Source organism: Paenibacillus sp. FSL R7-0026, assembly GCF_038004485.1.
Classification (GTDB): Bacteria; Bacillota; Bacilli; order Paenibacillales; family Paenibacillaceae; genus Paenibacillus; species Paenibacillus xylanexedens_A.
The window spans coordinates 2,674,344-2,687,609 of sequence record NZ_JBBORG010000001.1 but is presented as its reverse complement, the minus strand read 5'-3'; the positions used below and the strand labels follow the sequence as shown (position 1 = coordinate 2,687,609).

At 44.3% G+C, this 13,266-nt stretch carries 9 protein-coding genes; 3 read left to right on the top strand and 6 right to left on the bottom strand.

Annotated features, from left to right (window positions below; all coding sequences use genetic code 11):
• The first annotated feature begins 301 nt into the window (after positions 1-301).
• The gene (locus tag MKY44_RS12185; RefSeq protein ID WP_341007252.1) at positions 302-2,719 is read left to right on the top strand and encodes a family 43 glycosylhydrolase; all 2,418 of its coding nucleotides are present in this window, start codon (positions 302-304) and stop codon (positions 2,717-2,719) included.
• A gap of 140 nt (positions 2,720-2,859) precedes the next feature.
• Here MKY44_RS12185 and MKY44_RS12180 read toward each other — a convergent pair whose 3' ends face one another.
• The gene (locus MKY44_RS12180) at positions 2,860-3,414 is read right to left on the bottom strand and encodes a helix-turn-helix domain-containing protein (RefSeq protein ID WP_341007251.1); all 555 of its coding nucleotides are present in this window, start codon (positions 3,412-3,414) and stop codon (positions 2,860-2,862) included.
• Positions 3,415-3,537: 123 nt separating this feature from the next.
• Between MKY44_RS12180 and MKY44_RS12175 the strand changes: the two genes are divergently transcribed.
• Positions 3,538-4,119 (top strand): LysE family transporter, encoded by a 582-nt coding sequence (locus MKY44_RS12175; RefSeq protein WP_341007249.1) that lies wholly within the window; start codon positions 3,538-3,540, stop codon positions 4,117-4,119.
• 53 nt (positions 4,120-4,172) lie between these two features.
• Here the strand turns inward: MKY44_RS12175 and MKY44_RS12170 are convergent, their stop codons facing one another.
• A complete protein-coding gene (locus MKY44_RS12170; RefSeq protein ID WP_341007246.1) occupies positions 4,173-5,150 on the bottom strand; it encodes an MBL fold metallo-hydrolase in 978 nt (325 codons plus the stop codon).
• A 235-nt stretch (positions 5,151-5,385) separates the two neighbouring features.
• Between MKY44_RS12170 and MKY44_RS12165 the strand changes: the two genes are divergently transcribed.
• Positions 5,386-6,363, top strand: coding sequence for an alpha/beta fold hydrolase (locus MKY44_RS12165; protein WP_341007244.1), 978 nt, complete (start codon positions 5,386-5,388; stop codon positions 6,361-6,363).
• 87 nt (positions 6,364-6,450) lie between these two features.
• On the opposite strand, the gene MKY44_RS12160 is transcribed toward MKY44_RS12165, so the two are convergent.
• The 4 genes from MKY44_RS12160 to MKY44_RS12145 form a co-directional block, all read right to left on the bottom strand.
• On the bottom strand, positions 6,451-7,098 hold the full coding sequence (locus MKY44_RS12160) for a hypothetical protein (RefSeq protein ID WP_341007242.1): 648 nt from the start codon (positions 7,096-7,098) through the stop codon (positions 6,451-6,453).
• A gap of 311 nt (positions 7,099-7,409) precedes the next feature.
• On the bottom strand, positions 7,410-8,891 hold the full coding sequence (locus tag MKY44_RS12155) for a DHA2 family efflux MFS transporter permease subunit (RefSeq protein WP_076318170.1): 1,482 nt from the start codon (positions 8,889-8,891) through the stop codon (positions 7,410-7,412).
• Positions 8,892-8,959: 68 nt separating this feature from the next.
• Positions 8,960-9,547, bottom strand: a complete 588-nt coding sequence (locus MKY44_RS12150; protein ID WP_036608373.1) for a TetR/AcrR family transcriptional regulator — start codon at positions 9,545-9,547, stop codon at positions 8,960-8,962.
• 262 nt (positions 9,548-9,809) lie between these two features.
• The gene (locus MKY44_RS12145) at positions 9,810-13,064 is read right to left on the bottom strand and encodes a bifunctional cytochrome P450/NADPH--P450 reductase (protein WP_341007240.1); all 3,255 of its coding nucleotides are present in this window, start codon (positions 13,062-13,064) and stop codon (positions 9,810-9,812) included.
• Positions 13,065-13,266 lie beyond the last annotated feature (202 nt).

The window sequence follows — 13,266 nt, the reverse complement described above, 5'->3', positions numbered from 1 at the left end:
CCTAATCTAAACGTAATAATATCCCATCACATAACCTAATTTCAATCCTAAATTTGAGAATAATACCTGTTTTGTTTGAATGTAATGAGCCTTATCAGCTCTTCACGGCTCTCTTCATTTATTCATTTTAGTCTTATAAACATTACATTTATGGTTTACAAACATATAAATCAATTGATAATATAACAAATGAAAGCGCTTGATATAATGAAATACTCAAAGGAGGTCTGCCGAACCTTTTATCGTGTGTTGCCAAGTATCGGTTGATTTTTCATTCCGGGAAATAGGAAAGGGGAAACGTATGAAACGTTATTGGGTTCGCGTACTTAACATTTCTGTACTAAGCACCACTTTACTTACTGCAACAACTTTGGCACCGGTCTCGGTGTTCGCAAATGGTTCAGGGGAAACCGTGGGTAACTCGCAGAGTTCCACCACACCTATCGCTAATCCTGCTCCAACATTTAAAAATGTTTCCGTTCATGACCCTTCTGTCATTAAGGTGGATGATACGTTTTATATTTTTGGTTCACACCTGCAAGTAGCTAAGTCCAAAGACTTTTTGAACTGGGATCTGGTTGCCTCCGGCGTTACAGATAACAATCCTGTTGTCCCCAATGTAACCAAGGAATTCGCTGAAGCATTGGAGTGGGCGCAGACGGATACGTTATGGGCAGCAGATGTCATTCAATTGGCGGATGGCAAATTTTATATGTACTACAATGCTTGTAAAGGGGACTCTCCGCGATCAGCGCTCGGCATTGCTGTCGCAGACAATATCGAAGGCCCTTATAAGGATCAAGGCATTCTGTTGAAATCTGGCATGTGGGATCAGATCAGTGAGGATGGTACCATTTACGATGCAACGATTCATCCCAATGTGGTTGATCCGGATGTCTTTTATGATAAAAACGGCAAGTTATGGATGGTGTATGGCTCGTATTCCGGAGGGATTTTCATTCTGGAGATGGATGCAACGACAGGTAAACCACTGCCAAATCAAGGTTATGGCAAGAAGCTGACCGGAGGCAATCATAGTCGTATTGAAGCACCTTATATGCTCTACAGTTCCGAAACCGATTATTATTATCTATACCTGTCTTACGGTGGACTAGGTGCTGACGGAGGATACAACATTCGTGTTGCTCGCTCCCAAACACCGGATGGACCTTTCCTCGATGCGGAAGGAAACGATATAATCAACGTTAAAGCGGACAAGGATAAACCGTTGTTTGATGATCGTTCTATTGAGCCTTTTGGAGTCAAATTGATGGGTAACTTTCTGTTCGAGAGACAGATCGGTGATCCGGGCACAGGCCTAGGTAGCGGCTATGTATCGCCAGGGCATAACTCTGCTTATGTTGATCCGGAGAATGGCAAACAATTTCTCATATTCCATACCCGCTTTCCAGGGCGTGGCGAAGAGCATGAAGTTCGCGTACATGAGATGCATATGAATGCAGATGGTTGGCCTGTTGTTTCTCCATATCGCTATGCGGCTTTGGGAGAAGATACCACGCAACTGACAACTCAGGATATCGCTGGTCAGTACCAATGGGTGAATCATGGTAAGGACATCACGGCGGACATCAAGCCATCCCAGACCGTTCAGTTCACGGCAGATGGACAGATTCATGGTGCCGTGACAGGAACATGGAGTCTTGGCGCAGACAACAAGGTTCAGATCACTTCGAATAACGTTGTGTACAAAGGCGTTTTCACACATGAATGGAACTCGGAATCTCAAAGTACGGTTCTGACCTTTAGCGCCCTCTCCTCCACCGGGATAGCCATCTGGGGAAGTCAAGGTGTTGAACGGAGTGATCAGGACATTGTAGATGCGGTGAAAAAGGATCTGAGCATTAGCAATACGAATCATGTGTTCTTCAACCTATCTCTGCCTACCCAGGGAACAAGTGATGCAGAGATTACGTGGAAAAGCTCCAACACGTCAGCTCTATCCGCTACAGGTGTAGTGCAGCGACCACGCGCTGGTAAGGGCGATGCCAAAGTGAAATTAACCGCCACGATTCGTAAAGGAACTGCGGTAAGCTCCAAAACGTTTAACGTTATCATTCCACAGCAAGCGATAAGCCCATTGCTCGGGGAGTATACTTTTGAACACAAAAAACTTGGCAAAGTAGCACAGGATTACAGCACAAACGAATATCACGGACAAGCTTTTAACGTGGTCAGTTCTGCTGCTAGAGGCAAAAATCAGGCTGCTATATTCAATGGGACAGACAGTTACATTCAGTTACCTGGACTCATTACAGATACAACGGATTTCACATTTAGTGCTTGGGTCAATTGGGACGGCGGCGGGTCCTGGCAACGTATTTTCGACTTTGGAAATGGCTTGACGAGGCATATGTTCCTTACTCCCTCCCAAAATAATGGAGCGCTACAATTCACCATTCATAATGAGGGACGGGATCAGAGCCTGATTGCAGCAAATCCACTGCCTTCCAAAGAGTGGGTTCATGTCGCTGTAACCCTTCAGGGTGATGTAGGCACTCTGTATGTGAATGGTACATCGGTTGCAAGCAGCTCTGAGATTACTTTTAACCCGAAAGATCTGCAGGTAACGGAAGCTTATGTGGGCAAGAGTCGTTATACGGCTGATCCGTTCTACAAAGGCAGTCTGGATAACGTAAGAGTGTATGATAAAGCATTAACAGCCAAGGAAATCCAGCGTCAGGCCAAAGAAAAGCCATAATTCAGAGTCCCCTTCGCTAGAGGTTGGGGCCCCATAGTGCACACATCAATAAAGCAGCCAATGTTTTGAACTGAACCCTTTGTTTAACACGACTAACAAGGGAGTTGCAGTTCATTACATCAGGCTGCTTTATTGTCACTTCACTTCGAATAATGAATAACCATGCTTAACTTGATAGCCGAAGCTCCGGGATTAATATAGGCATGGGGCTTGTCTGCTCGGAAACGGATCGACTCTCCTGAACTCACCGTATATTCTTCCGTCCCCACCCGAATCGTAACTTCACCCGCAAAAACAGTAATAAATTCTTCAGTTCCTTCGATGTGTGATTCAGCACTTAAAGAAGATTCCACATCCATCTCCATCATGTACATTTCAAAGCGGCGTCCTTCTTCAAAAGGAAAATGCGGATAAATCCGAACCCTTCCCTCATCCTCCATCAACACTTGAATATCATCGCCCGTTACAACGGTTGTATCTGACTTCGGCTCGTGAATCAAAGCAGTGAAGGAGGTTTTCAGGCCATTAGCAATCTTCCATACGGTTGCAATGGATGGATTGGATTCACCACGTTCAATCTGACCAAGCATGGTCTTGCTAATACCAGACATTTCGGCGACCTTGTCCAGACTGAGTTTTCTTTGTTCCCTAAGCTGCTTCAGGTTCTGAGCAAGAATACTATTAATATTTTTCAAAAATCCATCCTCCTCATTTTATAATTATATTGTGCTATATAACGTACATATTGTACAATAATAAAGACCGTACGCTATAACGTACATTCCAGGTCATTATATCACACAACTATTGGAGGAACCATGAACATTATACCTTTAGTGACCTATGCAATTATTGCTTCATTTACACCCGGACCCAACAATATCATTTCCATGACGCATGCCAGAAATCAGGGGTTCCGCAAGACCCTTCCGTTTATCAGTGGAGTTGCAGCCGGCTGCCTGCTAATTATGTTTCTGTCCAGTTATTTCAACCTTATTCTTCATCAATATATTCCTAGGATCGCACCCGTATTGAACGTGTTAGGATGTGTGTATATGCTCTATCTGGCGCTCAAAATTATGCGAAGTAAACCTGCAGATGCGCAAGAAAACAAGGTCAATCATTATTCATTTTTATTTGGGTTCACCCTGCAATTCATCAATCCCAAAGTCATTCTGTATGGGCTTACTGCCATATCCGTGTTTGTTCTGCCTCTTGGGCAGTCCCATGTTCATTTAATTGTATTTTCCTTACTGCTCACCTTCATCGGGATTAGTGCCAATATGACCTGGGCGTTCGGTGGCATGTTATTCCAGAGCTTTTTATTAAAATACGAGCGTCCTGTTAATATCGTAATGGGTATGTTGTTAATTTACAGTGCACTATCGATCCTGATGTAAAATGTAATAGAAAAAGCGTCCACTCATTCAATGAGCTGAACGCTTTTATATTTTTATCCTAATTCCGGTCTCCACCATGGATGTGTAGGATAATCCTCCGTATGAAGCACAACCTTCTCGCCGATTTTGGGAGTTGCAATCTTAACGTTCAAAGCATGTGCAGCCTTCGTAATCCGTTCAACGGGTTCATTCCAAGCATGGTAGGCCAGTGTAAATGCGGCCCAATGAATCGGGATGAGCAACTTACCCCCTACATCCAAGTGTGCTTGCACCGTCTCTTCCGGCATCATGTGAATGTTGGACCAACGCTCGTCATATTGCCCACATTCCATCAAGGTGAGGTCAAATGGACCGTATTTACTGCCAATTTCCTTGAAATGAGGACCGTATCCGCTGTCACCACTAAAGAATACTTTCGTATGTTGTCCAGCGATAACCCACGAACACCATAAGGTAGAATTACGGTCGAATAATCCCCTGCCCGAAAAATGTCTTGCTGGCGTGCAAGCCAATGTTAGACCTTTGAACGATAACTCATCCCACCAGTTATGCTCGGTAATCTGTTCCGAAGGCACACCCAGTTGAATTAGCCGTCGACGAACCCCAAGCGGCACGATAAATCGCTTTGTTTTATCCTTCAATCTGCGGATGGAGTCATAATCCAGATGGTCATAATGGTCATGCGATATAATGATTGCATCCAGCGTTGGGAAATCCTCCGGTTGAATTGGTAAGTTGGTACTGTAACGTTTGGTACCCACCCAAGATACGGGGGATGGACGATTGCCCAGCATCGGATCAAAGAGCAACCGGTGCCCTTCAATTTCGAGCAAAAAAGCTGAATGTCCGAACCATGTAACTTGTGGATTATCCGACGCACTGAATGATTCAGCAGGTTCACATATCTCCATAGGCATCGTGCCAGTTGGCCTCCGCTCTACATTTCCACGCATGGAATCTCTCAATATACTGATCAGGGACTTGAAGTTCATGCCTGCCGATGTCGGGAGCTGATTTTCGTATTTTGTCATTATACATACCTTCTGTTCTATATAATCAATCTATGGTTCAACTTTTGGATAATATCAACTTATATCGTAGCTATATATTAATTCATTGGCCGTTGATATTCAATTTTCACTAGAACACACCCATTCCCCATGATCGGAAATAAACTCAATTAAGATAGAATTAAGACTCTGTTTTCTCTCCTATAAGATTGGGCATATATGATAGAGAAAATACATGGAGAGTATGTGAGAGAACATGAAGAAATGGCGTAAAAGATTAGTTAAGTTTTTGATATTTGACCTGGCGATAGTTCTGTTGCTTCTGGGTACTGGCGTGATCTACCAACAAGTGGGTTTAAGGCAGGATGCCAAAACACTCGTCCCCCCTGGTAAACTGTACGAAGTCCATGGAGACAATATGCATCTATATACTGGTGGAGAAGGCGATGTAACAGTCGTACTCGCCTCTGGCTGGGGGACCGCTAATCCCTATGTGGATTATTATCCATTATATGAAAAGCTTGCTCCCAACACAAAATTCGCTGTATATGACCGATTTGGCTATGGATATAGCGATCAGACCGATAAGAAACGTGATGTCGATACCGTAGCTGAAGAATTACACGAGTTGTTGCAGGTATCTGGACAGAAGCCACCTTATGTATTGGTTGGACATTCACTCGGCTCGCTGGAGACCATCCGTTTCGCACAAAAATACCCTGATCTCGTTAAGGGTATCGTCATGATTGATGGCGGAAGCCCCGAATATTATTCGAATGACGATGACTCTTTGGCAGACACAATTGGTGGTTTTGCGAATAAATTCCGTATCCAAACCGGACTATTTCGCCTCTCCATGCAATCTGACATGGTTGTCGAAACTTCCAATGCCAATCGTAATGAACTGAAACTTGTACCCGATGATCTGAAAAAATTGGATACAACAGCGCTGTTGCACAACTATGGTAATGTGAACACGTTGGATGAATTACGTGAAATAGCTGCCAATGCCAAAGTGGTCGTAGATCACAAGCAATCCTTACCGTTTCCACTCACCATACTGACGGCTGATTACCTTGGTGCAAGTGAACCCGAATGGGATAAATCCCAAGTAGAATTCAAATCTTGGTCAGCTGATTCTAAACAGGTAACCATTAAAGATACCGATCATTACATCCATCAATATCGCCCTGACCTTGTTGCGGAAGAGATATTGGCCCTGGTGAAAAAGTAACCTACACCCTGCTAAAGTAAGGCTATGTTATATCATACTTAAAACCCCAAAGATTCTCTAATATCTTTGGGGTTTTAAGTATGAGATTTATTGTGCTATCGCCAGTCTTGGCCGTTGGGACCTGAAATCGCTGAAAGCTTGTTCGATCTCTAATGAAGTCAACTGGTGACGATAAAAGTACTGTTTCATCGCCTCCATTTCGGTTCGATCGCCATTGTAGATGTTATCAATTCTTCGAATGACGTGGTTATATAAGTTCTCACGTCTGGAGTTTACAGGCTCACACAACCAAAAGTTCGTTCTTTTCACATCACCTGTCTTGGTCCAGAGCAAATTCTCATATCGGATGACATCCCAGTCCCAATATCCAGCATGAATCTGCTGAAGTTCCGTCGTGAACATATCGTATATCAAGTTGGGAGGAATGTGTCCATAGGTTACACGGTACTCTTTCAGTTTGAATGCTTCAATCCACTCTGTCAGGGTGTACTCACCTGGTGAATACGCATACAATTTAGGTGCATAAGAATTACTCTCCAATGCCCTAAGTGCTTCACTTTCTATCTCCCCATCCAATCTTGCACGTGAAGCATATACCTTGAGACAATAATCTTGCAATCTATATACAACCGAGCTATTACTAATAAGCGAAGCCTGTAAAGTGAGATGGCCGTTTTTTTCGTAGTGCAACAGCATCTTTTCAATGTTATTGCCAATGGGATTGATGATGATCATAATGAAGTCTCCTTGAGTAAAAATAAAATATAAACCGTTTTCGAATTGGTTAAAAATTGTACTATTACATTCTATATTACCCTTTTATATTAGTATGAACATATACAATTTTGCCGGAACATGAAGTATTTGCTCTGAAATTCATTCTTTAAACCGCCGTATTTCGGCTACATTTTTAGTCTAAAGGCTGTAACCCGTTTCACGTCAACACCAAAAAAGATAGAATAAATACAAAAAAAAGCGATGCGTCCTTAAAGTTAAGGAACACATCGCTCTTATACAATATCAAATTATTATTGTTAGTTAATGGATTAATGCATAGGACCTTGTTGTCCCGGCGTTGATCCTACTTTGACCCGTTTCACGAAGAGTGAAGTAATCAGCCCAATAATCGACAGAACTAATGCGAATACAAACGCATTCTGTACACCTGACGTGAAACCTGCCAGTTGATTTTCTGGACTTTCCGGGTTCGCTACTCCGCTCAAAAAGCGGGATTGTCCTGCGCTCAGTATACTTACCGCAACAGCCGTACCGATCGCCCCGGATACCTGTTGCAACGTATTCATGATGGCAGTACCGTGAGGATAATACTCACGTGGCAATTGGTTCAGACCATTCGTTTGTGCAGGCATCATAATCATCGAGATTCCGACCATCATGAACACATGCAGCGTAATGATTTTGGCCAGTGTTGTTGTAGGTGTAATTCCAGTGTACATGAAGAGTACAACCGTTACGACAGCCAGACCAATAATCACAAGCCACTTCGGACCGAACTTATCAAACAGTCGGCCCATGACCGGAGACAGTAAACCATTCAGCAAACTACCCGGCAATAGAACCAGTCCGGCAGTTAACGCTGTAACGGCCATACCTTGTTGCAGATACATTGGCAGGATCAGCATGGATGACAGCATCATCATCATACAGATGAATATCAGGATCAAGCCAATCGTAAACATCGGATATTTGAACGCTCGCAAATCCATCATTGGCTGTTTCATTCTCAGCTGACGGATGCTGAATAACAGCAAGGACAACACACCAATAACGAGAGTGGCAACAACGACCGGACTAGTCCAGCCTCCGCCAGTTTCCCCGTGTCCCCCTGCACTACTGAAGCCGTATACGATACCACCAAAACCAAGGGTAGAAAGGATAATGGACAGTACGTCAATTTTGGGCTTGGTCAATTTCGAAATATTCGGCAAGAACAACAAGCCGCATACCAGTGAGATCAGGAAGAACGGCAAGGAGATCCAGAAGATCCAATGCCAGCTCAGATTAGCCAGAATCAGACCGGAGATACTCGGACCGCTTGCTGGTGCAAACATGATAACCAAACCGATCAATCCCATGGCAGCACCACGTTTTTCAATCGGGAAAATAACCAATATGGTGTTAAACATCAGTGGCAACAATAGCGCTGTACCTATCGCCTGTAGTACCCGTGCCACCAACAGAATTTCGAAGCTAGGTGCAAGTGCAGCAACAAATGTTCCTGCAATCGAGAAAATCAAAGATGTTGTAAACAACTGTCTTGTGGTAAACCACTGCAGCAGCATACCGGATACCGGTACCAGGATTCCCAACACAAGCAAGTAACCTGTAGTTAACCATTGAATCGTTGTAGGACCTACTTCCAGTAGAGCCATAAGTGGCGTCAATGCCACGTTTAATGCCGTCTCTCCAAACAGACCAATAAAGCCGCTCAGCAGCATCGCGAACAAAATCGGAAATACCTTGTATTGCTTTGTTTCTTGTTGATTCTGTGCAGAATCAGCCTTCATGGAAACCTCCACGATCCCATCCTCCTCAAACGTATCGAACTTTCTTTTTCTCTGTCTCTTGGTATAAATTATTGAATCTGTTTGGCGTTCTTCGTCACAACCGACAAATACTCAGCAGCCGTCAGCAGAGGCTGTTTATCCTGATTCGTCAGGCTGATAATCAGTGCTCCCTCCATCAAAGAAATGATCAGAAGTGCCGTCTCCCGCGCCTTCTCTTCACCAACGCCATCCAAAATCAGATGTTTCTTAATGACATCCTGCCAATCTGCAAATACACCCTGACATGCAATACGCAACTGCTGACTAATACACGATGTCTCCACAGCTGCCCAGAAGCTGAATGGCAGAAATCCGGTAAACCCGGCTGCTTCTGTTTCATGCGCCAAATCATGAATAAATCTCTGAATGGCATCCCCCGTATTGTCGTGGGCTGCAAATGTTTTCTCAAATGTCTGCAAGATATGTTCATTGGCTTTTTGAATACACTCGTGCGCGAGCTCTTCCTTGCCATGCGGGAAATAATGATACAACGACCCTTTCGGCGTACTACTCTCTTTGATGATCTGATTCAGACCGGTCGCATGATATCCTTGTGAAAAAAACAGTCTCGCTGCTGTGCTGACAATAGACTCTCTAGCATTAGACTTTTCACTCAACGAAAGCCACTTCCTTCAAATAATTATAACAATCGGTCTATATAATTAAACTCGTTCAGATAAGGACTGTCAATCATTTTTATTTCAAATTTTAATGTAAACGCTAACAGTTCAGGAGTGAGAAAATGAACCGAGCGACGGCTCATGGTCAGATCATCATAACAGCCGCTAATTTGGAGACAAAGCTCCAGATTAAGCGGCTGTTTGTTAGCATGTGTATATTAAGAATTGTATATTAGTAGATATTGGAGTCATCTCCGTCTCAATGTACCTCCTCATGCACAGCTTTAGGAGTTTCAGCTGTTCGTTTATTACCTGCCCACACGTCTTGCACGTAGCGTCCTTCGGCCTGAAGCTGAATGAGCCAGCCCTTCGCTTGCTGCATCGTTGCTCCCTGCACTTCCTGATATGCTTGCTGCAAAGTCTCTTCTACCGCAGGAGCCATCTGGCTTCCATCCCCGCATACGTAGAGTTTTCCTTTGTTCATCAGCATGTGAATTAACTGTTCAGAATCCTCCTTCATCAGATGTTGTACGTACGTTTTGGGCTTGCCTTCTGCACGAGAAAAAGCAGTGTGTAGCTTAACGATCCCTTCCCGTTCGAATTGCTCAAGCTCATGACGATATATGAAATCTGATTCATTCCTGCACCCAAAGAACAAATGCGCATCACTCAGTGGCAAACCTCTCTGTTTCATGACCGCTCTCGCCTGGAGGAAACCTCTGAACGGCGCAACACCCGTCCCTGGTCCCACCATTATCATGGGTACGTCAGCCTCTTCCGGCAGATAAAATTCGGATTCCGGCGTACGTATAAACATCAGAATTCGTTCGCCCGTTGGACAACCGGCCAGGTACGTTGAAGCAACACCCTGATATTCGCCTTTGCCACTCCATGCGGGCTCTCTTACTACCGATACAGTTATGCTCGCTTGCTCGGAATTCAGGCTTGGCGAGCTGGATATTGAATAATATCTGGGCTTAAGCGGAGGCAATAATTCAAGGAACCTTTCGAAAGGCAGTTCACACGCCTCATACTTTTCTAGCAGGTCCAACATCGTGATTCGATTGGCAAGAATATAATCCTTGTAGCTGTTTTCATCCAACATGCCTTCCAGTTCACGCTTATGAGGTGGACATACCGTATGATTAGCTAACTCCTGCAACTGTGTTCTGGAGACTGGTATCTGCAATTCCACACAATAAGCGAGCAACTCATGAATCTTGACGGGTCTGTTCAGTGGAAGGTGTGTAAGATGGCTGACGTCCGAAGTTAATTGGATCGAAGAATCCCCACGTAGTCCGAACCGGCTGAGTATCCGATCCACATTCTGCTTCTGATTGCTAGGCAACACGCCGAGATGGTCGCCTTCTCTATAACTCATGCCTTCAGGCAGTAACGCTTCGATGTGACGCGTGCTTCTTCCACTTCCCAGATCCTGAAGCTCTTTATTAACTACAACCGTGGCATAGCTGGCATCATAAGTTCGTGCAAGTGGCATATCTGTTTTCTCACGGACAAACTCCATTTGAAGTCTGCTTGTGCTTGGCTTGGAGGATTTGATTGCTTCCTCGCTAATCCCCAAGGCACTCAACACCTGAGGCCACAACATATGCTGCCACGCCTCGACTTGTTTTTCCATATCACCTCCGGCATCGGCTTCACCGCGGGATAACAGTCTTTTACCTTCCAATTCTTCAAGCCTCTCATCTATTAATCGAGGAATGCTCTGGTACGTCCCGGACCAACTCCGATCTCCACAGCCCAGAACGGCATAGTTCACATCCCTTGCTTCCTCTGACCCCGCACCATTCAACCAGTCTACAAATGCCGTGGCATTTTGCGGAGGTTTACCATTATACGAAGCAGTGACGATGAGAACGACACCCTGACGGGGTAATCGGCCAACCCACTCATTCAGAGTGGCTGCTTCACTTGGGATTCCATACGAACGCCCTTTCTCCACAAGCTCTCGGGCAATGCCTTCTGCCGTTCCCAGATTGGAACCATATAACACCAGGAGCGATGGACGACCATTTGCTTCAACGACCATATTTTCTCCCGTCTGGCTGTCACTTGCTACATTCTTATGAACAACAGGAGCAGGTTTCTCTTCTGCATATACAGTAGCCTTATTCCTCGTTTGCGAAGCAGCGCGCGGTTTCACCTGGATTTGGAAGTCTCCCGGCTTCAACGTTAGCGTCTGTTTAACATCCAACTCATAGTTGCTGTAATCAATCAGGTCAAAATGTTTGAGGACCATGCCAAGCACAAGTGTTGCTTCATATAAAGCAAACTGCATGCCGATACACGCTCTCTCCCCATTACCAAAAGGTTTATACGCATGATGAGGCACTTTCGCCGTATCTTCAAATCGCTCTGGACGGAAAAGTTCCGCATCCTCTCCCCATGCCTCTCTGTCACGGTGAAGCTGGGGCAAAAGAATACTGCAACTTTCCCCTTTCTTCAAGGGATATTTGCCACCTATGACGGTATCTTCTTTGGCATATACATCAAATCCCGGGGCTGTTGGCCAGAGACGAAGCGATTCACTAAGAATCATGCGAATATAAGAAAGCTGAAGAATTTCTTCGTACTGTGGTGAGTCACTGACCAATATCTGATCCACCTCGTCATACGCCTTTTGAAGCGATTCCGGATTTTTGAGTAGAAAGTAAAGAGCAAAAGATAACAAACCACTCGTCGTTTCATGTCCGGCAATGAGAAACGTAATAATCTGATAACGAATGTTCTCATCATCCAGCATTTCTCCAGTCTCCGGATCTTTACCATTCAGCATACGTGCGAGCAAGTCGACCTCTTCGGGTGCTGAACTCGCTTTACGTTCCTCTATAATCTGATCTACCAGAGAGAACATCGTCTGTATATCCTCCTGGAACTGTCGTTTGGTTTTCACCATAAGCAGATTCTGAATTTTCAAACGTGAGCTCTTTTGCATTGCTTCATTTAATGCCCGAACCATGCTTTCAATAAAAGGACTGTGGTCCTGTCTATAAAAACTGTTAAACCGATAATTGAATCCACATAGTCCAATGGTATCCAACGTAAGGCGTGTCATATCGTCCGCAACATCGATCGTATCATTGGAATTGAGGCGTGCCCACTTGTTAATCAATTGATCGGCAATATCAATCATCATGGGATGATAACCTTTCATGGCCTGCTTGCTGAAGGTGGGAAGCAGAATGTTATGGGCCTTTTTCCAATTGGGCTCCGATGTTCTGCTTGTGAATAAACCATCGCCTCCAAAGGCACGTACGTTTTCGAGTTCATTATATACAAACTTATCAAAACGGGAGACATCGCATAACTCCGCGACAAGATCTGGCCCAGATACGATTAAACCGGAATAACCGGGAACCGTAAGGCGATATATTGGTCCATGCTGTTCAGCCAGAACACCTAGCGACAACGTTGGTTTATCTTTATCAATCAAAGGCAGATTGCCAAGTGGTCCATACATTTTGGGCTGTGGAATGGAAGTTGCATCACTCATGATGATCACCTCTTAACTGTACGCCGTGGAGCAAGGTATTCGTTAGCCATATGATAGCCGTTCTGCTTTCATTCATAAGTGATCTCTCCTTTAATGATTATATAAATGATAGTAATATGTATCATTTGATAATACAATAAACCATAATTGATTTAATATCAAATTTTCTTCCGGCTGAATTACTTTCAATTGAACCGTTCAA

What these genes read in the sequence shown, in the direction of transcription:
- MKY44_RS12185 (WP_341007252.1), top strand. Translation starts at nt 302, where the DNA reads ATGAAACGTTATTGGGTTCGCGTACTTAACATTTCTGTACTAAGCACC.
- MKY44_RS12165 (WP_341007244.1), top strand. Translation starts at nt 5,386, where the DNA reads ATGAAGAAATGGCGTAAAAGATTAGTTAAGTTTTTGATATTTGACCTG.
- MKY44_RS12170 (WP_341007246.1), bottom strand. Translation starts at nt 5,150, where the DNA reads ATGACAAAATACGAAAATCAGCTCCCGACATCGGCAGGCATGAACTTC.
- MKY44_RS12175 (WP_341007249.1), top strand. Translation starts at nt 3,538, where the DNA reads ATGAACATTATACCTTTAGTGACCTATGCAATTATTGCTTCATTTACA.
- MKY44_RS12155 (WP_076318170.1), bottom strand. Translation starts at nt 8,891, where the DNA reads ATGAAGGCTGATTCTGCACAGAATCAACAAGAAACAAAGCAATACAAG.
- MKY44_RS12145 (WP_341007240.1), bottom strand. Translation starts at nt 13,064, where the DNA reads ATGAGTGATGCAACTTCCATTCCACAGCCCAAAATGTATGGACCACTT.
- MKY44_RS12160 (WP_341007242.1), bottom strand. Translation starts at nt 7,098, where the DNA reads ATGATCATCATCAATCCCATTGGCAATAACATTGAAAAGATGCTGTTG.